The organism is Streptomyces sp. NPDC046716 (assembly GCF_040645755.1).
GTDB lineage: Bacteria > Actinomycetota > Actinomycetes > Streptomycetales > Streptomycetaceae > Streptomyces.
Map to the genome: position 1 here is coordinate 1 of NZ_JBEYYU010000050.1, position 21,329 is coordinate 21,329.

16 protein-coding genes are annotated in these 21,329 nt (G+C 69.3%); 12 read left to right on the top strand and 4 right to left on the bottom strand.

What is annotated here, in order from left to right; translation table 11 throughout:
* The 3 genes from ABZ930_RS30390 to ABZ930_RS30400 all read right to left on the bottom strand — a co-directional run.
* A partial coding sequence (locus ABZ930_RS30390) for an alpha-amylase family glycosyl hydrolase (RefSeq protein ID WP_361554699.1) occupies nucleotides 1-422 on the bottom strand: 422 nt, incomplete at its 3' end.
* A gap of 57 nt (nucleotides 423-479) precedes the next feature.
* Nucleotides 480-2,453 (bottom strand): maltotransferase domain-containing protein, encoded by a 1,974-nt coding sequence (locus tag ABZ930_RS30395; RefSeq protein ID WP_361554702.1) that lies wholly within the window; start codon nucleotides 2,451-2,453, stop codon nucleotides 480-482.
* A gap of 36 nt (nucleotides 2,454-2,489) precedes the next feature.
* Nucleotides 2,490-2,729, bottom strand: coding sequence for a DUF5133 domain-containing protein (locus tag ABZ930_RS30400; protein ID WP_361554705.1), 240 nt, complete (start codon nucleotides 2,727-2,729; stop codon nucleotides 2,490-2,492).
* 288 nt (nucleotides 2,730-3,017) lie between these two features.
* Between ABZ930_RS30400 and ABZ930_RS30405 the strand changes: the two genes are divergently transcribed.
* The 11 genes from ABZ930_RS30405 to ABZ930_RS30455 all read left to right on the top strand — a co-directional run bounded on the left by ABZ930_RS30405 (nucleotide 3,018) and on the right by ABZ930_RS30455 (nucleotide 18,933).
* A complete protein-coding gene (locus ABZ930_RS30405) occupies nucleotides 3,018-3,509 on the top strand; it encodes a pep a2 (protein WP_361554708.1) in 492 nt (163 codons plus the stop codon).
* On the top strand, nucleotides 3,506-5,599 hold the full coding sequence (gene glgX / locus ABZ930_RS30410; protein WP_361554711.1) for a glycogen debranching protein GlgX: 2,094 nt from the start codon (nucleotides 3,506-3,508) through the stop codon (nucleotides 5,597-5,599). Before ABZ930_RS30405 ends, glgX begins: the two co-directional genes overlap by 4 nt.
* 296 nt (nucleotides 5,600-5,895) lie before the next feature.
* On the top strand, nucleotides 5,896-6,489 hold the full coding sequence (locus tag ABZ930_RS30415) for a S1 family peptidase (RefSeq protein ID WP_361554714.1): 594 nt from the start codon (nucleotides 5,896-5,898) through the stop codon (nucleotides 6,487-6,489).
* Complete coding sequence (locus ABZ930_RS30420; protein ID WP_361554717.1) at nucleotides 6,486-6,761, top strand: hypothetical protein; 276 nt, start codon at nucleotides 6,486-6,488, stop codon at nucleotides 6,759-6,761. Before ABZ930_RS30415 ends, ABZ930_RS30420 begins: the two co-directional genes overlap by 4 nt.
* Nucleotides 6,762-6,934: 173 nt before the next feature.
* Nucleotides 6,935-7,852 (top strand): hypothetical protein, encoded by a 918-nt coding sequence (locus tag ABZ930_RS30425; RefSeq protein WP_361554719.1) that lies wholly within the window; start codon nucleotides 6,935-6,937, stop codon nucleotides 7,850-7,852.
* Between the two features lie 90 nt (nucleotides 7,853-7,942).
* Complete coding sequence (locus tag ABZ930_RS30430; RefSeq protein ID WP_361554722.1) at nucleotides 7,943-9,757, top strand: alkyl sulfatase dimerization domain-containing protein; 1,815 nt, start codon at nucleotides 7,943-7,945, stop codon at nucleotides 9,755-9,757.
* Nucleotides 9,758-9,815: 58 nt separating this feature from the next.
* On the top strand, nucleotides 9,816-11,546 hold the full coding sequence (locus ABZ930_RS30435; protein WP_361554725.1) for a SulP family inorganic anion transporter: 1,731 nt from the start codon (nucleotides 9,816-9,818) through the stop codon (nucleotides 11,544-11,546).
* Between the two features lie 49 nt (nucleotides 11,547-11,595).
* Complete coding sequence (locus ABZ930_RS30440) at nucleotides 11,596-13,515, top strand: alkyl sulfatase dimerization domain-containing protein (RefSeq protein WP_361554728.1); 1,920 nt, start codon at nucleotides 11,596-11,598, stop codon at nucleotides 13,513-13,515.
* A 44-nt stretch (nucleotides 13,516-13,559) separates the two neighbouring features.
* Complete coding sequence (locus ABZ930_RS30445) at nucleotides 13,560-15,476, top strand: alkyl sulfatase dimerization domain-containing protein (protein WP_361554731.1); 1,917 nt, start codon at nucleotides 13,560-13,562, stop codon at nucleotides 15,474-15,476.
* 219 nt (nucleotides 15,477-15,695) lie between these two features.
* Complete coding sequence (locus ABZ930_RS30450) at nucleotides 15,696-16,862, top strand: carboxylate--amine ligase (RefSeq protein ID WP_361554734.1); 1,167 nt, start codon at nucleotides 15,696-15,698, stop codon at nucleotides 16,860-16,862.
* A gap of 40 nt (nucleotides 16,863-16,902) precedes the next feature.
* Nucleotides 16,903-18,933 (top strand): hypothetical protein, encoded by a 2,031-nt coding sequence (locus ABZ930_RS30455; RefSeq protein ID WP_361554737.1) that lies wholly within the window; start codon nucleotides 16,903-16,905, stop codon nucleotides 18,931-18,933.
* A gap of 62 nt (nucleotides 18,934-18,995) precedes the next feature.
* Here the strand turns inward: ABZ930_RS30455 and thpR are convergent, their stop codons facing one another.
* Nucleotides 18,996-19,604, bottom strand: a complete 609-nt coding sequence (gene thpR, locus ABZ930_RS30460) for an RNA 2',3'-cyclic phosphodiesterase (RefSeq protein WP_361554740.1) — start codon at nucleotides 19,602-19,604, stop codon at nucleotides 18,996-18,998.
* Nucleotides 19,605-20,429: 825 nt separating this feature from the next.
* On the opposite strand from thpR, the gene ABZ930_RS30465 reads away from it, so the two are divergent.
* Complete coding sequence (locus ABZ930_RS30465; protein ID WP_361554743.1) at nucleotides 20,430-21,077, top strand: hypothetical protein; 648 nt, start codon at nucleotides 20,430-20,432, stop codon at nucleotides 21,075-21,077.
* Nucleotides 21,078-21,329 lie beyond the last annotated feature (252 nt).

A 21,329-nucleotide genomic window follows, 5' to 3' on the forward strand; every position in this document is an offset into this window, starting at 1 on the left:
TAGTCGCCGTAGGGGCCCTCGGGGTCCGAGCGGGACTGCTGGAACCACTCGTGCTGATCGCTCGTGTGATTCATGACGAAGTCGATGATCACGCGTATACCGCGCTGGTGGGCGGCGTCCACGAGCTCCACGAAGTCCGTCAGCTCGCCGAACTCCGGAAGCGCGGCGATGTGATTGGCGACGTCGTAACCACCGTCCTGCAAGGGCGACTTGAAGAACGGAGGCAGCCAGATCGCGTCGATGCCGAGCCACTGGAGATAGTCCAGCTTCGCCGTGATGCCCTTGAGGTCTCCGACGCCGTCGCCGTTGCTGTCGTAGAACGAGCGGACCAGCGCTTCGTAGAAGACGGCACGTTTGAACCAGTCGGGATCCCGCCGTTCGGCGGGAGTGGGCGGGTTCAGCATCGGTTCATGGGTCGTCATGGTGATCTCCCTCCGTTGCCGCGTCCTCGCGGGGGTCTGGCAGAGCGGGCCGGCCGGTCAGCCGACGGTGAAGACGTGTGCGGGTGACTCGCCCGGCACCAGGCGGACGTAGTTGCTGGCGCCCCAGGTGTAGGTCGCCCCGGTCAGCTCGTCGTGTACGCGGAACGGGGCGTCCCCGGCCACGTTCAGTTGCGCGCGGTCGAGCGTCACCGTCGCTTCCTGGGTGTGGTGCGGGTCGAGGTTCACGACGACCAGGACCGTGTTCGTCCCGCTGCGTTTCGAGTACACGAGGACCGCGTCCTGGTCGGCGTGGTGGAAGTGCACGTCGCGCAGCTGGCGCAGTGCCGGGCTGCGGCGCCGGATGTCGTTGAGCGCGGTGATCAGCGGAGCGATCGTCCGCCCTTCGCGCGCCGCCGACTCCCAGTCTCGCGGCCGTAGTTCGTACTTCTCGGAGTGCAGATACTCCTCGCTGCCGGCGCGCAGAGGGGTGTTCTCGCACAGCTCGTATCCGCTGTAGACACCCCAGGCGGGCGACAGTGTGGCGGCGAGCACCGCGCGCAGTTCGAAGGCCGGACGGCCGCCGTGCTGGAGGAACTCGGGCAGGATGTCCGGCGTGTTCACGAAGAAGTTCGGGCGCATCACCGCCGCTGTCTCCCGGGCCAACTCCGTCACGTAATCGGTGAGTTCGCCTTTGGTGTTGCGCCAGGTGAAGTACGTGTACGACTGCTGGAAACCTGCCGCGGCCAGGGCTCGCATCATCGCCGGACGGGTGAACGCCTCCGCCAGGAAGACGACGTCGGGATCGGTGCGGTTGATGTCCGCGACGACCCGCTCCCAGAACACCACCGGCTTGGTGTGCGGATTGTCCACCCGGAAGATCCGCACCCCGTGCGCCATCCAGTGCCGCAGGATCCGCGCGGTCTCCGCCACCAGTCCCGGCAGATCCCGGTCGAAGGCGATCGGATAGATGTCCTGGTACTTCTTCGGCGGGTTCTCCGCGTACGCGATCGATCCGTCGGGCCGCTGCCGGAACCACTCCGGATGCTTGTCGACCCAGGGATGGTCGGGGGAGCACTGCAACGCGAGGTCGAGGGCGATCTCCAGACCCACCTCGCGCGCACGCGCCACGAACGCGTCGAAGTCCGCCAGGGTCCCCAGATCCGGATGCACCGCGTCGTGCCCGCCCTCCGGCGAGCCGATCGCCCACGGCACCCCCACATCGTGCGGGCCCGCCGAGAGCGCATTGTCGGGGCCTTTGCGGAACGTGGTCCCGATCGGGTGGATCGGCGGGAGGTACACCACGTCGAAACCCATCGCCGCGATCGCCGGAAGCCGTCTCGCCGCCGTCGCGAACGTCCCGCTCACCGGCGGCTTCCCCGTCTCCAGCACCGCACCCTCGGAGCGCGGGAAGAACTCGTACCAGGACCCGTACAACGCCCGCTCCCGCTCCACGAGCAGCGGCAGCGGCGCGCTCTCGGTGAGGCGCTCGCGCAAGGGGTGCGACTCCAGGACGGCGCGGACCTCCGGCGCCACGGTCGCCGACAGCCGGTCGGCGGCGTCCCGGCCGCCGTCGCACAGCACGTCCAGGGCGGCGCGCAGGGTCGCCTCGGCCGGGGCGACGCCGGACATCCCGGCACGGACCCGCTCCAGGAGAAGAGCGCCTTCCTCCAGCGTGAGGTCGACATCGGTACCGGCCGCCACCTTCAGCGCGGCGTCCCGCTGCCACGTGGCCACCGGATCGCACCAGGCCTCGACGCCGAAGCTCCACAGGCCGGGCGCGGTCGGAGCGACCTCGGCGCTCCACCGGTCCTCGCCCGGTCGTACCTCGCTCATCGGACGGCGCTGGACGGCACGGCCGTCGGGAGCGCGGAGCACCGCCCGCGCCCGCACGATCGCGGAGCCTTCGACGAACACCGTGGCCGTGACCGGGAACGCCTCGCCGGCCACGGCCTTCGCCGTGGCCAGGCCCTCCTCGACGTGGGGCCCTACCCGCTCGATCGAGACGGGCACCTGCTGCTGCACCGCTGCCATCGGTCTCACCTCTTGCGCCGTGCGTACCGTTCGGGGTCACACGAAAGTCGTCACCGCGGTCCGTTCGTGCCGTACCGGCGCGCGCAGCAGACGTTCCGCCGTCGCCGCGGCCTCCCGGCCGCACCGTTCACCGGTCACGGCACACAGGGCCGCGACCGCCGACTCGAACCCTGCGCGGACCCGGGCGTCGGTAGGGGCGGCGAGGAAACGTCGTTCCCATCGGCGATAGCGCCGCAGAATCGGCCCGATGTCCACGTCGGCACGTGATGCGTCCATGGCGCCCGTCGACCTCCTGGGCTCCGCACCGTCGGGCCCGGAGAGCCCGTACGCCGTGTGCGGAGCGGAAACGGCCGGTCACACCCCGGCAGCTCCTCCACCATCGTGCGGGTCGAATCGCCATCCGTCCTGTTGAGCCGAGTGTCACCGGCCGATCACTCTCGTGTTGCACGGATGGAGTAGCGGGGTGAGGCTGAATGCCGACTCTCGAAGAAGCAGTGCTCACGCTCTGTGCGCACGATCCCGTCGTGACGACGGGCGCGAGCTCCGCTGTGAGGAGCAGACATCATGAACCGGACAGTGCCCCGCTACTACCGCGTCGAGGTGGACGCCGAGCCGGAACGCGTCGGGCAGGTGCAGCGCATCGTCGGCGCGCACCTTCGGTACTGGGGGCTGGAGAAACTGGCGACGCCCGCGACCCGGGGCCTCGGACTGCTGATGGAAGCCGCGGACGGCCAGGCGGTGATGACCGTCGAGACGTGGTGGACCGGACAGCACCTGATCACCGCCGTCTCGCACCAGGACGCGGTCCGGGCCCGACACGCCGACGCCGTCATGGAGTTGCTGAGCCGCATCGCCGCGCTGAGCGACGGCTGGGGCAGCTGCACCGCGCACGCCCGGCACATCAGCTGGTTCTCGCTGCGCAGCCGGAACGGCGTCCGCGAGCCGCTGGCCCCCAAGCGTCCCGTCCCGTCGACGGACGCCACCCGGCAGGTGCCGCGGGCCGAGCTGCCGACGGCCGGTGTCGCGGTGGAGCGCCCCGTCGAGGCGGCCGCGTGACGGCATCCGCGCGTCCGGGCCGCCCCTACCCGCTGGGGGCGGCCTACGACGGTCAGGGGACGAACTTCGCCCTGTTCAGTTCCGTGGCGGAGCAGGTCGACCTGATCCTGGTGGACGCCGACGGGTGCGAGCGGACGGTGACGCTCCCCGACGTCGACGGCTTCGTGTGGCACGGCTACCTGCCGGACATCGGCCCCGGGCAGCGCTACGGCTACCGCGTGCACGGCCCCTGGCAGCCGGCTTCCGGAGACCGCTGTGACGCCTCCGCCTTCCTCCTCGATCCCTACGCCCGCGCGGTCCACGAACAGGCCCGGCGCGACGCCGGTTTCGCCCTGGGGCTGTGCGGAGTCGTCGTCGATCCGGCCTTCGACTGGGGGACGGACGAGCCCCCGCGGCACGCCTACACCGACTCCGTCGTCTACGAAGCACATGTGCGCGGCCTGACCCGCACCCATCCGGGAGTGCCCGAGGAGTCGCGCGGCACCTACGCCGGCCTCGGGAGCGAGGCGATCCTGGACCACCTCACCTCCCTGAAGGTGACCGCGGTCGAACTGATGCCGATCCACCAGTTCGTCCAGGACGGGTTCCTTCTGGACCAGGGCCTGTCCAACTACTGGGGCTACAACACGATCGGCTTCTTCGCGCCCCACCACGCCTACGCCGCCACCGGCACGCTCGGCCAGCAGGTCGACGAGTTCAAGAACATGGTCAAGGCCCTGCACTCGGCCGGACTCGAAGTGATCCTCGACGTCGTCTACAACCACACGGCCGAAGGCAACGAGAACGGGCCCACCCTCTCCTTCCGGGGCATCGACAACGCCGCGTACTACCGGCTGGCCGACGACGACTTCAGCCGCTACTACGACACCACGGGCACCGGCAACAGCCTGCTGATGCGCCACCCGAACGTCCTGCAGCTGATCATGGACTCGCTTCGCTACTGGGTCACCGAATGCCATGTCGACGGGTTCCGCTTCGACCTCGCGGCCACCCTGGCACGGCAGTTCCACGAGGTGGACCGGCTCTCCGCCTTCTTCGACCTCATCCAGCAGGACCCCGTCATCAGCCGCGTGAAGCTGATCGCCGAGCCCTGGGACGTGGGCGACGGCGGCTACCAGGTCGGCAACTTCCCTCCGCTGTGGTCCGAGTGGAACGGCAAGTACCGCGACAGCGTGCGCGACTTCTGGTGCGCACGCGAGCGCTCGCTGCCCGAGTTCGCCTCCCGCCTCACCGGCTCCGCCGACCTCTACCAGCGCGACCGGCGCAGACCGCGCGCGAGCGTCAACTTCATCACCGCGCACGACGGGTTCACCCTGCGCGACCTGGTCAGCTACGACACCAAGCACAACGAGGCAAACGGCGAGGGCAACCGCGACGGCGAGAGCCACAACCGGTCCTGGAACTGCGGCACGGAAGGACCCACCGACGCCCCGGACGTACGAGCGCTGCGGGCCCGGCAACAGCGCAACTTCCTGGCGACGCTCATGCTCTCGCAGGGCATCCCGATGCTCAGCCACGGCGACGAACTCGGCCGCACCCAGGCCGGCAACAACAACGCCTACTGCCAGGACAACGAACTGACATGGGTCGACTGGGAGTTGTGCGACGAGGAAACCTCCCTCCTCGACTTCGCGCGACGACTCGGGGCCCTGCGCACCGCCCACCCCGTCCTGCGCCGCCGCCGCTTCTTCTGGGGCGAGTGCGCCCGGCCCGACGGGCGAGGACTGCCGGACCTGGTCTGGCTGCGCCCCGACGGCGCCGAGATGACGCCCAAGGACTGGCGGTGGTCCGACGCCCACGCACTCGCCGTGTTCCTGAACGGGGACGCGATCACCGAACCCGATCCGCTCGGGAACCCGGTCGTCGACGACTCCTTCCTGATGCTGTTCAACTGCTACTGGGAACCCGTGGAGTTCCGGCTGCCCGACGCGGCGTACGGAGCGACCTGGACGACCCTCGTCGACACCGCGGAGCCGTCCGGCGACCCCGACGAGAAGGAACACAAGGCCGGCACGCCGCTCACGGTCGAGTCACGGGGGCTGGTCGTCCTCTCGCGACCGCCGGCGAGGGAGGGCGCGGAGCGCGCCTGACGGGCAGGCGCTCTTTCCGGCCACACTTTGCCCGATCGCGCCAATATCCCTATCCAAGCGGACTATTCACGTCCAATTCGCTGATTACCCATCTTCGATCATCAGCCTCACCTGAAGCGAAGCGGCAATGAGATCCCGCACCGCTCGCCGACCCGCTCAAGGCGGCGGAGATCTCACGGCAGTTGGGAAGTGCGCGTACGGCCGGTGTCTACTATCGGGACGAGCGGCTCGTTGTCGCGGTCACCGACCGGGCCGCGGCGGAGAGGGTGCGAAGCGCGGGTGCTGTGGCAGAGGTCGTGCCGCACAGCACAGCCGAACTCGACGCCGCCAAGTCGAAACTGGACAGCATGCCGGGAATTCCCAACACGGCCTGGAGCATCGACCAGAGCAGCAATCAGGTGGAGGTCCAGATCTACGAGGGGGTTTCCCCGACCGATCGGGACCGGATCGAGCAGGCCGCCGCCGAGTACGGAGACACCGTCCGCATATCCGAGCACTCCGGGAAGATAGAGCGGACCGCCTACGACATGCGCGGCGGGCTGGGCATCACGTCGGAGTACTCGTCCGGCGGTTCGAACTGGATCGTCACCTGCAGCGCCGGGTTCAATGTGCAGAACTCCAGCGGCAAGAAGTACATGCTGACCGCCGGACACTGCATGAACAGCGGCGCCGTCACGTGGCACCGGAGGAGCGGAGACATTCCGCTCGGCCGCGCCACGGAGTGGTACTACGGGAACAACACCGATCAGTCCGACTACGGAGTGGTGGAGTACACCAACAGCAACGTCACGCCGTACGGGACCATTCAGTACAGGGACGGTTCGACAGGGCAGATCACCCGCTCGGCCTCGGCCTTCGAGGGGAGAAGGTCAAGCGTGTCGGCACCATGAGCCAGGACCTCGTGGGCATGGTGCTCCAGACGGACGCCACCGTCACGTACGACGACGGCACCACCCTCCGCCACATGATCGAGGCCAGCAACTGTGCCATTCACGGTGACAGTGGAGGCGCGCTCTTCAGCGCCGAGACGGCTCTCGGTATTCAGTCGGGCGCCAACTACGCCGACAAACCGTGTGGAGATTCGGACAGCCAGGCCGATCGCTCCAGTTGGTACACGCCGCTCTACCGCGTCCTGTCCTACGAGAAGTTGGCGGTCTTCTAAGGTCGCCGCGCTCCTCCTTCCAGGCCGACGGCGGCGCGAGCCGGCGCATCGTTCATGAACCGGAACGATCCGACCGGCGTCGAAGGTGTGTGCCCGGATCAGTACCGGGGTGCTACCCGCTTTCGCTCACGCCTTCAGCGGGAGAATCCGTTGTCGACCGCCAGGAGGGCCCCATGCCTACCGATACGAAGCGACTTGTCGCCAGTCTGTCGCTGGCCTTCCCTCTGAGTCTCTGTCTCCTTGCCGGCTGCGGCGGCCAGAGCGGCGACGAAGGTCGCTCGCATCGCTCGTCGCCGCAGTCGGCGCGAGAACAGGAGGCCCGCGCTCGCCAAGTGGCGGACGCCTGGCGGGGATCCACCCCCGCGGATACCTGGCGGCAGGGCTACCACCCGATGGCCGACGTCGTCCAGGCGCCGAAATCCGGCTGGCACAGCAAGGGGGACGAGCAGGCCTACGAAACGAGGAACTTCGTTCTGCGCGGCGCTCTGCCGGCCGACGGCCCTGAGCAGGGAAAGGTGGACTGGGGGGACGGAAAGTCCCTCAACCGTCCGCTGACCCGCTCGAAGGAGGCCTATCGGTCGTTCGCGCTCAACCACAGCGACGGCCCCCTGCTGACCGTGACCGGAGCGAGGCTCGGCACCACGACGATCGAGACGAGCCGGGGCACGGCGATCGTCCCGGCCTGGCTCTTCACGCTGCGGGGGTACGACGCTCCACTGAAGCGCGTCGCCGTTGCCGCCTCGAAGCTGCCCGAATCGCCGATCGGGCAGGTCGGTCAAGGGACGGCCGGAGGCCTCAGGGGTGTTCGGCTGGGCGGGCCGGCGGTGGAAGGCCGTTCCGTGGCGGTACGGGCGACGCACGGGGCCTGCGACGACGGCCCGGTGGTCAAGGTGCTGGAGACGGACGACGACGTGGTGCTGTACGCCTCCGTCGCGGGGCCGAAGAGCGGGGCCTGCTCCGCCGAGATGATCGAGAAGAACATGAAGGTGGAACTTCGCCGGCCGCTCGCGGACCGCGTTCTCCTCGACGCCCTCACCGGCCGGCCGGTCCCTTACGCGCCGCAGAACGGACCGTCGCCGAGTTGGACCTGACCGGACAGTTCACTCGTACGGCCCATCCCGATGGCCCCCCGCACGGTCCCGCACAAGGCTGAGTCGCGGCACCGGACGCAGGAGGACCTCATGACCACGACCGACCTTCCCGTGGACGACGGCACCGACGCCCAGGACGCCGACCGGGGGTTCGTCGCCGCACTGGAACCCGGTGTCGTGAAGAACGCGGACGGAGCCACCGTCTGGAACAGTGACGCCTACGCGTATCTCATGGAGCAGGCGGAACCCCCGGACACGGTCGATCCGAGCCTGTGGCGGCAGGCCGCCCTGTGCGCGCGCCAGGGCCTGTACGAGGTGACGGAAGGCGTGTACCAGGTCCGCGGCCTGGACCTGTCCAACATGTCGCTGATCGAGGGCGAGCGCGGCGTGATCGTCGTGGACCCGCTGGTCTCCGCCGAGGTGGCCGCGGCGGCGCTCGGCCTCTATCGCACGCACCGGGGCGAGAGGCCGGTCACGGCCGTCGTCTACACCCATCCGCACTTCGACCACTTCGGCGGTGTGATGGGGGTGATCGGCCCCGACGACGACGTACCCGTCGTCGCGCCGGAGCACTTCATGGAGCACGCCGCCTCCGAGAACGTCTACGCGGGCACGGCGATGATCCGCCGCGGCATGTACTTCTCCGCGTTCGGCGCGCCCGTCGGACCCACCGGGCAGGTCAACATGGGTCTCGGCATGGCGACTTCGTCCGGATCGGTGGGCCTGATCCCGCCGAACGTGACCATCACCGGAACGGGCCAGGAGGAAGTCCTGGACGGCGTCCGGTTCGTCTTCCAGATGACGCCGGGCACCGAGGCCCCCGCGGAGATGAACTTCTACCTGCCGCAGCGGCGCGCCCTGTGCATGGCGGAGAACGCCTGCCACACCCTCCACAACCTGCTCACCCTGCGCGGCGCGCAGGTCCGCGACGCCCGCATGTGGTCGCGCTACCTGAACGAGGCCATCGAGCTGCACGGGCACGAGGCCGAGGTCGTCTACGCCTCCCACCACTGGCCGACCTGGGGCACCGACCGCATCGTCCGCTTCCTGACCCGGCAGCGCGACATGTACGGCTACCTGCACGACCAGACGCTGCGCATGATGAACAGCGGCCTGACCGGCATCGAGATCGCCGAGGACATCCAGCTCCCGCCCGAGCTGGAGAAGTCCTGGCACACGCGCGGCTACTACGGTTCCGTGTCGCACGGTGTGAAGGCCATCTACCAGCGCTACATGGGCTGGTTCGACGGCAACCCCGCCCACCTGTGGCAGCACCCGCCGCAGGCCCAGGGCGAACGGTACGTACGGGCACTCGGCGGCGCCGACCGGGCTGTCGAGGCCGCACGCGCCTTCGCCGACGAGGGCGACCTGCGGTTCGCCGCCGAACTCGCCTCGCACGTCGTCTTCGGCGCACCGGACCACACGGGCGCCCGGGAACTGCTCGCCGACGTCCTCACCCGGCTCGGGTACGGCGCCGAGTGCTCGACCTGGCGCAACTTCTTCCTCGAAGGCGCCCACGAACTGCGCGAGGGCGTTCCGAAGACGCCGATCGCCCTCGCCGCGAGCATGGCGTCCGCGCTCTCCGTCACCCAGCTCTTCGACTCGCTCGCCATCCGCGTCAACGGGCCGCGGGCCTGGGACCTGCGGCTGAGCATCCTGTGGAACGTGATCGACCTCGGTGAGACGTACCGCATGGAACTCTCCAACGGCACGCTCATCCACTACCAGAACCCCAGGGACACCACCGCCGACCTGACCCTGACCCTCACCAAGGCGCAGCTGCTCGGCATGCTCGCCGGGCACGGCCTCGACGGGATCGGTCAGCAGGGCGACGCCTCCGTCGTCGCCCTGCTCCTGGGCCTGCTCGACGAACCCGACCCGAACTTCGCGATCGTCACACCCTGACCACGACAGGAGCCGGCCGACGCGACCAGGTTCGGATCATCCGGGGAAGGCGGTGGGCGTGACCAGCGAGCCGGCACACGACGACGACCGGCGGTCGAAACTGCGCCGTCACCTTCCCCACCTCGGGAGACCGACACCGTCCGACGCCGGCTCCGGCTTCGTCACCGGCCTGTTCTCCATCCCCGAGGGCATGGCCTACGCGTCGATCGCCGGCTTCAACCCGGTGGCCGGCCTGTACGCGGGCGTGGTCCCGGCGATCGTCGGCTCGCTCACCTCCCGCACGGTCCTGATGGTCACGACGCTGACCAGTGCCATCGCGCTGACCTCCCAGAGCGTTCTGTCCGACGCCGGACTCGACCCGAAGAACGCGGGCAACATCGCCACCCTCACGGTCATGGCGGGCGTCGTCATGCTCCTGATGGCGGTCCTGCGCCTGGGCGTGGTGATGAGCTTCGTCTCCAACGCCGTGATGACCGGCTTCTCCACCGGCATCGCCCTGCAGATCATCACCGGCGTCCTCAAGGACGCCACCGGCTACCGACCTCAGGGCCACAACCGCCTTCATCAGCTGGGCGATTGGCTCGTGCACATCGGACAGTGGCAGCTCGCCGCCACCCTGGTGGCCGTCGCGACCATCGCCGTCTGGGCGCTGTCGCGTCTCGTGCGCCGCCTGGAAACGGTCGCCCTGCTGATCGCGATGGTCGTGGCGAGCGTCGCCGTGGCGGCGCTGGGCACGGATGTGGAGCTGGTCCGCGACATCGCCGGCATCCCCGGCGCCCTGCCCGGCTTCACCGCACCCGATCTGTCCGCCGTCCCGCAGCTGCTCGGCGGCGCCGTCGCGGTCGCCCTGGTCGGCCTCGCACAGGCGGCGGGCATCGGCCCCTCCGTCCCCAACCCCGACGGCTCCCGCTCCTCCGTCAACGGCGACTTCGCCGCCCAGGGACTGGCCAATGTCGCGGGCGGCCTCTTCCAGTCACTGCCCTCCGGCGGATCGCTCTCCCGCACCGGCGTCGCCGTCTCGGCCGGAGCCCGCACCCGCTGGGCGGGCATCTTCTCCGGCATCCTGCTCGCCGTCATCGTCCTGGTCTGCGGCTCGCTCGCCGAACACATCCCGATGCCGGTGATCGGCGGCCTGATCCTGGTCGTCGGCGGCGAACTCATCTGGGGAAAACGCCACGACATCGTCCTCGTCCTGCGCACCTCGTGGATGTCGGCCGGCGCGATGCTCCTGACCTTCCTCGCCACCACCCAGCTCCCCCTCCAGCAGGCCATCGTCCTCGGCGCGGTCCTCTCCCTCCTCCTGTACTGCGCCCAGGCCGCCCGCCGCGCCCGCCTCGTCGCCCTCACCCGCGACGGCAGCGACTGGCTCACCGGCGAGCCGCCCGCGAAGCTGACTCCCGGCGAGATCACCGTCCTCCACTACGACGGCGTCAGCTTCTTCGCCGAGATGAGCCGCATCGAGGCGATGCTTCCGCGCTCCGACGACGCCCGCGGCGCCGTCCTGATCCTCGTCATGCGCGGCGTCCCCGACGTGCCGTCCTCCACGGTGGTCACAGTGCTGCGCCGCTACGTCCGCGACCTCGACGCCCACGGCGGCCGCCTGATCCTCGCGGGCGTCGAACCCGGCCTCGTCCGTCTCCTGACGGCAACCGGCCTGGACCACGACCTCGGCCCCGGCGGCGTCGTCCCCGCCGAGGGCGCCCTCCTGGCCCCGCTGGAGCGGGCCCTGGCCGAGGCCGAGACGTGGATCGCCGGCCGAGACACGTCCTCGGGTTGCGGGACGCCGTAACCCCGGCAGGCTATTAGGGCGTACTGGCTGAAAAAGGACAGGTGCTCTCATGACCGCTGCGCCCAAGCCCGCGACCCCGGCGACCGCCGCTGCGAACCGAGAGGCTGTGGCGCGGTACGACATGGACGACAGACAGGACTTCGCGGACAACGACCGCGGGTTCATCGCCCCCTTCCCGGACAAGATCTACGCGGCCGACGGCAAGCGCGTGCTCTTCGACCCGGAGTGGTTCGCGTACATAGCCGACGACGCGCCCGCGCCCGACACGGTCGAACCGAGCCTGTGGCGACAGTCGCAGCTGATGAAGAAGGGCGGCCTGTACCAGATCCACGAAGGGATCTACCAGGTCCGCAACGCCGACATCGCGAACCTGACCGTCGTCGAGGGCGAGAGCGGCCTCGTGGTCGTCGACTGCTCCGCGTCCGTCGAGGCGGCGGAGCTGTCCATGCGGATGATCCGTGAACACGTCACGGACAAGCCCGTGTCCGCGGTGATCTACACGCACACGCACATCGACCACTACGGCGGGGTCAAGGGCGTGGTCAGCGCCGAGGACGTCGCCTCGGGGAAGGTGCCGATCATCGCCCCGGGCACCATCGCGTCCTTCGACTCGCACGCCATCGGCGAGAACGTCATCACCGGCAACGCGATGGCCCGCAGGGCTGGATACGCGTTCGGCAGCCTCCTCGACCTCAACGCCTGCGGCTGCGTCACCAGCGGCATCGGCATCCGGACCCTGGGCGGCGCCACCGTCTCGTACATCTCGCCCACCGATCCGGTCACCGCGACCGGCGAGAAGCGGGAACTGGCGGGCCTGGAGTTCGAGTTCCTCTACGCGCCGGACACCGAGGCGCCCGAGGAGATGCACATCTGGATCCCCGAGCTCAAGGCCCTCACCTGCGCCGAGAACGCCAACCATTCACTCCACAACATCCAGACCCTGCGCGGCGCCCGCACCCGCGACGCCCGCAACTTCGCGCGCTACCTGGACGAGACGCTGGAGCGCTGGGGCGACGAGGCCGAGATCCACTACGGGCCGCACACCTGGCCGGTCTTCGGCAACGCGGACGTGACGTCGTTCCTGGAGTCGCAGCGCGACACGTACAAGTACATCCACGACCAGGCGCTGCGCCTCGCCAACAAGGGGTACACCCCGCTCGAGGCGGCCGAAGTCATCGAACTGCCGGAGGAGTTGAGCCGCGCCTGGTCCAGCCGCGGCTACCACGGCACGCTCCACCACGACGTCCGCGCCGTCTTCCACAAGGAACTCGGCATGTGGGACGGCGACCCGGTGTCCCTGCACCCGCACACCCCCGTCGACACCGCCCGCCGCTTCGTGGACCTCATCGGCGCCGACAAGATCCTCGCCGAGGGCAGGCGCGCCATCGCGGCGGACGACTACCGCTGGGCCGTGCAGATCCTGCACACGCTCGTCTTCGCCGACCCGGACCACACCGAGGCGAAGAACCTCCAGGCCGACGCCTACGAACAGATGGGCTACCAGGCCGAGGGCCCGCAGTGGCGGGGCATCTTCCTCACCGCGGCGAAGGAACTGCGCGGCGGCGTCGTCCCGGCGGCGTTCGTGACGGCCAGCCCCGACTCCATCCTCGCGATGCCGATCGACATCCTCTTCGACTTCGCCGCGGTGCACGTCATCGGCGACAAGGCCGCGAACGCCGATCTGCGCATCGACTTCCGCTTCAGGGACGGGCGCGACGACAGCGGCGAGACGTGGACGATGTGGATCGGGCGGGGCGTCCTCAACGCCCGCCGAGGCGCGTCTCCCGACACCCGGCTCACGGTCACCGGCCCCAAGAGCGCCCTCGTCGCCACCCTCATGAAGCCCGGCAGCGCACCGCGACTGGCCCAGGCGGGAAAGATCGAGCTCGAAGGCGACGGGACGGCACTGGAGACGCTGGCCGGACTCCTCGACGAGTTCGACCCCGACTTCAACATGATCACGCCCTGAACCACGTCTCTTCCGCCGCCCCCTCGTACTGTCCGGAGCGCGACATGACCGAGCCGAAGCACGCCACACCGATCACCACCGACGCCAACCGGGCAGTTGTGTCCCGCTACGCGATGGAGGACCGGGCCGACTTCACGGACGCGGCCCGCGGCTTCCTCGCCGGCCTCCCGGAGAAGATGTACACGAAGGACGGCCATCTCGTCCGCGACGGCTCACTGACCGCGTACATCACCGATGAGACACCCTGCCCGGACACCGTCAACCCGAGCCTGTGGCGACAGTCGCAGGTGCTCCAGCGCCAAGGGCTGTTCAAGGTCGTGGACGGCCTGTACCAGGTACGCGTCACCATGACGGTCACCATCGTCGACGCTCCCGACGGCCTGGTGATCATCGACACCGGGGACAACGTGGACCTGGCCGAAGCCTCCATGGAGCTGTTCCGCCGGGAGACCGGCAACACGAAGCCGGTCGTCGCGGTCATCTACACGCACACCCACTTCGACCACTACGGCGGCGTCAAGGGCATCGTCGACGAGGCGGACGTGGCCTCCGGGAAGATCCCGATCGTCGCGCCGGGCACCGTCGAGTCGTTCAACAAGTACGCCATCGGCGAGAACGTCATCACGGGCAACGCCATGTCCCGGCGCATGGGCTACACCTTCGGCGTGCTCCTGCCGCGCTGCGACTGCGGACTGGTCAGTGCCGGCCTCGGCTCCGGCGACACCGGTATGTACACCCACTTCAGCTACATCGCCCCCACCGACCCGGTCACGAAGACGGGCGAGACGCGCACCCTGGGCGGCTGGACGTTCGAGTTCCTCTACGCGCCGGACACCGAGGCGCCCGAGGAGATGCACATCTGGATCCCCGAGATCAAGGCGCTCACCTGCGCGGAGAACGCCAACCACACGATGCACAACATCCAGACCATCCGCGGCGCCCGCACCCGCGACGCCCGCAACTTCGCCCGCTACCTGGACGAGACCCTCGTGCGATGGGGCGAGGAGGTCGAAGTGCACTACGGCCCCCACACCTGGCCGGTCTGGGGCAACGAGAACGTCGTGAAGTTCCTGGAGGATCAGCGCGACCTCTACAAGTTCATGCACGATCAGGCGCTGCGCCTGGCCAACCAGGGCCTCACCCCGCTGGAGGCCGCCGAGACCGTCGACCTGCCCGAGGAACTCGGCAAGAAGTGGTACAGCCGCTACTACCACGGCGGACTGCACCACAACATCCGCGCCGTCTTCCACAAGGAACTCGGCTTCTGGGACGGCGACCCGGCCACGATCCTGCCGCTGCTCCCCGTCGACCACGCCCAGCGCCACGTCGCCCTGATCGGCCGCGACAAGATCCTCCAGGAGGGCCGCGACGCGATCGAGTCCGGCGACTACCGCTGGGCCGTCCAGATCCTGCACCACCTCGTCTTCGCCGACCCCGACGACACCGAGGCCAAGGAGCTCCAGGCCGACGCCTACGAACAGCTGGGCTACCAGCAGGAAGTCCCGCAGTACCGGGGCATCTTCCTGTGCGCGGCCAAGGAACTGCGCAACGGCGTGGCCACCGAGGGGCAGCTCAACACCGACAGCCTCGACACCATCCTCGCCATGCCCGTCGACCTGCTCTTCGACTTCGCGGCCGTCCACCTCGACGGACGGGCCGCCGACAGGGCGGGCCTGGACATCCGCGTCAACTGGACCTTCACCGGCACCGGCAACGACCAACCCTGGACCATGTGGGTCCGCGGCGGCGTTCTCAACGCCCGCCCCGGCCACGCCGACGGCGCCCACCTCACCCTCACCGGCGCCAAACCGGCGCTCGCCGGGACCCTCCTCAAGCCCGCTCAGGCGGCGCATGCCGTCGAGGCCGGCCAGGTGCGGGCCGAGGGCGACATCGGGGTGCTGGCGCAACTTGCCGCCGTGACCGACGAGTTCGACCCGCACTTCAACATGGTCACACCCTGACGCGAAGCCCGGCGGGACTGAGATGCCCGCGGGGCGAATGAGGTGCTTGCGCGCGGGAAGGAGCAGCTTGCGCGGCAGTTCGCCGGGCACGGTCGTGCCAGCCACGCCGTCGAATGGGCGCACGCGCCGAAGGAGAAGCAGCCTATGACACAGGGCGAACCGGCCACAAAGAATCCGGACAAAGGCTATGTAGCGCTTCTTGGCTGGAGTCTCAATGCGGTGGAAGCCCTAGACCGATTCGACCGGCGATACGTCGTCGTGGCCCCGGAATGGGCCGAGAAGTACTGCGTAGAACACGACATCCCCTACGTGCTGTGGGATTTCGAACGGCTCAACGACCGCTCCATGGAGATCGCCGAGACACTGCAGAGCATGGGTGTCGACGTCGCGATCCCGCTGTACGAGGAGACGGTCGAGTGGGCGGGGGCGATCAACTCCGTTCTGCTGGACAACCCGCGTCTGTACGGACAGGCCATGCTGCTGCGGGACAAGGCGCTGATGAAGCGCCGGGCGCAGCTCGGCGGCATCCGCGTCGGCATCTTCGAGGAAGCCCACGACCGGGAGGACGTGACCCGCTTCCTCAAGCGCGTCAACCAGACCCTGCTCAAGCTGGACGGCGACCCGAACGACCCCATCCACGTCAAGGCGTTCGACAAGGCGGGATGCCTCGGGCACCGCGTCATCCGTACCCCGGACGAGGTCGACACGATCCCGGACGAGGAGTTCCCGGTCCTCATGGAATCCCACCTCGACGGCTGGGAGTTCGCGGTCGAGGCGTGGGTGCACAACGGGAAGATCAAGTTCCTCAACATCTCCGAGTACGTCACGCTGGGATATTCGGTCTTCGTGCCGGCCACTCCGGAACTGGAGCGGTACCGCCCGCAGATCACGGCGCAGATCGAGAAGCTCATCAAGACGTTCGACATCGAGTTCGGCTTCGTGCACCCGGAGTACTTCGTCACCAGCGACGGCGAGATGTACTTCGGCGAGGTCGCCTACCGGCCGCCGGGCTTCAAGGTGTTCGAACTGCTGGAACGGGCCTACGGGTTCAACGCCTACCAGGGGCTCGTGCTGGCCTTCGACCCGAAGACGACCGAGGAGGAGATCGACGCCTTCTTCCCGCGCGAGGTCGTCGACGCGTCCGGGGTCGCCGGCTGCTTCGGCGTCTACCCGCGCCGCCGCGTCGTCAGCCAACTGGAGATCCCGGAGGAGACCGAGGACGACGACTACTACGAGTCGCACGACCTCTCGACACCGCTCGAGGAGACCGTCACCAAGAGGACCGCGTTCGGTACTCACTGGGGTCTGGTCTACTTCTTCGGTGAGGACCCCTACCGGATGCGCGACCTGTTGAAGAAGCAGGAAGAGCTCGACTTCTACGTCTGACGATTCCGTGGACGTGGGAGACCAACCCGAGGAACCCCCTTTGAAACCGACCGTCGACGTCAGCGGTGAGGCCACGACGCTGGACAAGCGCGTGACCTCACTCGACGAAGCCGTCCAGGCCATGGCCGAAACCCGCGAGTTCGGCAAGCACACGAAGTTGCGGCGGGTCCTGGAAGCACTGCGACGCGTACTCATGCAGCCGGGCGGCGCCGCGGCGGTCCAGGCCAGGGCGCAGGCCCTCGAGGAAGCCGGGCTCTTCCTGGGGACGGACTGGGCCTCGCCGGAGATCCTCGTCCCGGCGCTGGTCAGCGGCACCTTGCAGAGCGGGGTGGCGGACACCGTGGTCCTGGAGGCGACCAGTGAGCTCCGGATGCTCGCCGTCGCCCGCGGCGACTTCGTTCACCCGACGCTGCCCGCCGAGGACGCCCGGCTGTTCCTGTCCCAGGTACTGGCGATGAACCTGGAGCTGCTGTTCAACCCGCCCACCGAGGCGGAGCGAACCCAGCAGGGCCGGACCGCGCAGCTCGTCCGGGACCTGTTCCGCCACGTCGCCGACGAGATCGGCTACGACAGCGTCCTGGACAAGCTGGTCGACGAGATCTGGCGGATCCTGCGCCAGCGCCCGATCCAGGTCGAGGCGGTGCAGGCCCTGATCACCCGGATCGCGGTCTACCGCAACGACCCGGACATCGCCCTCGGCGTGACGTCGGGGCAGGGCGTCGACCGGCTCATCACGAGCCTGTTCGGGACCACCGAGGCATGCCGGGACGACCCGGGCCTCGCCGTCTTCCGCTCCCGGCTCGAGGCGATGGACACCGGCGGCCTGCAGTACGAGGCCACGGGATTCGCGCGGGCGATGCACGACACCGGCCTGGTGTCGCAGTACCACGCGGAACTGCTCCGGTTCCTCCTGCGGGAGAGCGACTACCTCCTCGGCGAGGCGCTCGGTCTCTCCGACACCGGCCGCAACTGCCTGCTGCGCTACAGCGAACTGGTGCACCGGCTGATCGAGGTGGCCGTGCACCCGCAGACCGCGCAGAGCGTCTACGGGCTTGCGCTGCTGCTCGACCGCGGCATCCTCTACGAGCCGCCGGTGGTGCCCGCGCTGTGGCGCCAGCTGTCGCTCGAACTCTCCCCGGTCGCGCGGGAACGGTTGACGACGGTGTTCGGCGAGGAACCGGGGCCGCGGGCACGGCTCCTCGCGGGGGTGCTCTCGATGCTGGGCCAGCCCCTCGGCGTCGGCCAGGGCGACAATCCCACCTGCCAGTCGGCCCGCGCGCTGTCGATGTGGTCCTACAACGACCCGGACTACCTGCTGCAAATGGTGGTCTGGGCGGCCCGCGACGACGAGGTCCTCATGCACTTCGAGGGCCAGCCGATCTCCTCGAAGGACAGCGCGACCGGAGTCGCGAGCACGCTGCCGATGGACCTGGACCCCGTGTCGCTGCTCGCGGTGCCCCACCTGGACCGGATCTACGCCGAGATGGGTCGGCGCTGCGCCGCGCGGCCGGGGGACCCGCACCGGTGGGTGAACCCCGAGTTCCACGGCTGGTGGACGGCCCGGGAGTTCCACATCAACGTCGACGTCGCGACCGGCAACCTGATCGACCTCGACGAGTTCCTGCGGCAGTTCCACGCCAGTTACCACCCGACGTACAACGGTGAGCAGCCGCTGATCCATCCGCAGCCGGCCGGCGTCGCCGTCACCGACAGCGCCGCCCGCTACGTCGGCTGGCACGCGATCACGATCCTGCGGGTCGCGCCGGACCCGCAGGACGTCATGCGGGTCTACTTCTTCAACCCGAACAACGACAGCGGCCAGGACTGGGGCGACGGCGTCGTCGTCTCCACGGCGGGCAACGGCGAGCGGTTCGGCGAGGCCTCACTGCCGTTCGACCAGTTCGCCTCGCGGCTGTACATCTTCCACGCCGACCCGCTCGAGCACGGCGAACCGGAGCGGGTGCCCGCCGAGGACATCGCCGGGATCATCGGCTACATCGAACGCAGCTGGGGCGACGACCGGCTGCCCGGCGGGACACTGCAGGCCCTCGAAGGCCCCACGAGCCGGTGAGAGCGGCGTACCCCGGACGGCGCTCGTCCCGGGGTACGCCGCGTCTGCGCGCACATCGCCGGTCAAGGAGCCGGGTCACCGCACGCACCTCTCATGGCGGCCAGGGGCCATGCGTCGACGTCCTGGTAGCGCCGCGGGCCTGAGTGGCCCCTGACGGTGCTGCCGACCAGATGGAGGCGTTCGGTCCGCCAAGGGCGTCCGGCGAAACCGTCTAGGCATGCGGCGGCCGCCGTCACGGACGCGGTGTCGTAGCGGCGGGCGCGGGCCAGCGTGAGGTGCGGCCGCAGCGGACGTTCCACGAAGTCGACACCGCAGTCCCTGACCCGGGCTCGTACCGCTTCGGCCAGCTCGTGCAGCCCGTCGAGATCGCCTTCGACGCCGGTCCACAGCACGCGTTCGTCGAAGTGCCCGCCGCCGGCCAGTCCCAGTGCGAGGGACGGACGGGCAGCCGCCAGACCGGCGAGGGGTGCCCGAAGCCGCTGCACCGTGCGCACCGGCAGCTCGCCCAGGAAGGCCAGGGTGATGTGCCAGTCCTCGATGCGGTTCCAGCGCAGATCGGGATGGGCGGCGTAGGCCGGGCTCAGCGCGTGCGCCACCTCGTTCTTCGCGTCGTCGGGCGGCGCGAGGGCGATGAACGCGTGCTGGGTGGCGGTCTGGGGCGGTTCGGTCACGGATGTCTTCCTACCTCATGCGTCCGCGGGATCGCAGACCGACCCGGGGGAGATCAGAGGGGCCACCGTGGCGCGACGGATCAGGGCAGACTGGCGGCATGGATGCAGGTCTCGCAGCTGTCCTGGGCGCCGCGTTCGTCAGCGGCCTCTCGCAGGCCCGGACGGAACAGCGGCGGTGCACCGGGCAGTGGAGGTCGTCATCCAGAGCGGAGACTGAACCCTCTCGCGCCGGCGACCGGCATCATGGAGGGCTCGCCGGTCAGCGGTGCTGACCGCGGTAGCGCTTCGACCGCGACGCCTCCTTTCTCTCCTGCTCCGTGGCGCGACGGTGGGGACCGGCTGTGATGTCACGACGCAGACGCACAAAGACGTACGCGACGACCGATGCCGGAACGAGCCGGCTGACCAGCCACAGGAAACGGTGCTCGATGTGCACCCACGTCGTCGCCGCATGCCACCCATGAGGCAGCCCCAGCAAGAGCGCCGAGGCGGCCAGACACAAGGCCGCCGTTGCGCGACCCTCCCGGTCACGCTCCAGCATCATCCCTGCCGGACGCGGGAGCCGGAACCCATACGCGGGGTGACCCTCGAGTTAACGGGAATGCGCGGAATGGGTAATGCCGAGAATTCCCCTTCGAAGTTCTTCAATTGACGACTGATTCGATCCTTGTCGCGCAACGGCGTCTCTATGCTGATCCAGCTTCGCCATGAGGGCGTGGTGGCTGCCGACGTGTCCGGGGAGGGGCGCCGAAAGCGGTCTTGGGGGGTGCGGAGAAATTCCTCTCGTCACCCTGGTGTCCGTGTGATGAAAGCCGAGGAATTCTCGTGAGACGTACGACTTCCGTTCTGCTGTCCCTGAGCGCGCTGGTGGCGGTCACCGGTCTGACCGTTCCCGCGGCGGTCGCCGCCCCGGTGGGCGAGCGGGCCGCCGTCCCCGCCGGCTGGGAGGCGGTGGACGCAGCCGACCTGGCGCGCGTGACGGCGGGGACGGACGGCCGGCGGGCCCCGCGCGCCGCTGCCGAGCCCGAGCGGCTGGCCCTGCAGTCGGCCCGCAACAACCGCTTCGTGGCCACCGAGGTGAGCTACCCGGCCCCGAACACCGGTGCACAGCGCGCCCGTTCCACCGCGGTCGGCGGTTCCTGGGAGAGCTACGCCTTCGAGTGGGACGAGGCCACCGCGACGTACGCGCTGCGCTCCCTCGCGAACAACCGCTACGTGGCCGTGGAGAAGAACTACACCGGCAGCGCGAAGAACATCCTGCGCGCCCGCTCCACGAGCGCGGGCAGTTGGGAGCGGTTCGCCCTGTACTACAACGCGGACCTGGACCGCTATGCGCTCCAGTCCACGCTGAACGGCCTCTTCGTCACCATGGAGAACAGCTACACCGGGTCGCTCCAGTACGTGCTGCGTGCCCGCTCCGCCGAGGTCTCGGGTTCGTGGGAGCAGTTCGCCCTCTACAGCATCGACGCCTGACGTCGCTTGCCGAGATCGGCAGGCACCCGTCGTCGCCCGACTCCGTCGCGCTGCCGGCCCCGGCCGTGCGGGCAAGCTCGCCCGCGCGGCCGGGGCCGCCTGCTGACCTCGCCGCGTGTGACTGTCAGTCGACGGCTCCGGGAGACAGGGCGACCAGCACGCGGTGGCGGACAGCCCGGTCCGTGCCGCCGGCCCAAGCGCGGCCGACGCCGAGGGAGCCGGTCGGGACGGCGGAGCCACTCGGCCCGGAGT

Bases quoted from the DNA above. Each gene is read 5' to 3' on its own strand.
- ABZ930_RS30395 (WP_361554702.1), bottom strand. From the start codon at position 2,453: ATGGCAGCGGTGCAGCAGCAGGTGCCCGTCTCGATCGAGCGGGTAGGG.
- ABZ930_RS30425 (WP_361554719.1), top strand. From the start codon at position 6,935: ATGCCTACCGATACGAAGCGACTTGTCGCCAGTCTGTCGCTGGCCTTC.
- ABZ930_RS30445 (WP_361554731.1), top strand. From the start codon at position 13,560: ATGACCGAGCCGAAGCACGCCACACCGATCACCACCGACGCCAACCGG.
- ABZ930_RS30405 (WP_361554708.1), top strand. From the start codon at position 3,018: ATGAACCGGACAGTGCCCCGCTACTACCGCGTCGAGGTGGACGCCGAG.
- ABZ930_RS30440 (WP_361554728.1), top strand. From the start codon at position 11,596: ATGACCGCTGCGCCCAAGCCCGCGACCCCGGCGACCGCCGCTGCGAAC.
- ABZ930_RS30420 (WP_361554717.1), top strand. From the start codon at position 6,486: ATGAGCCAGGACCTCGTGGGCATGGTGCTCCAGACGGACGCCACCGTC.
- ABZ930_RS30400 (WP_361554705.1), bottom strand. From the start codon at position 2,729: ATGGACGCATCACGTGCCGACGTGGACATCGGGCCGATTCTGCGGCGC.
- ABZ930_RS30430 (WP_361554722.1), top strand. From the start codon at position 7,943: ATGACCACGACCGACCTTCCCGTGGACGACGGCACCGACGCCCAGGAC.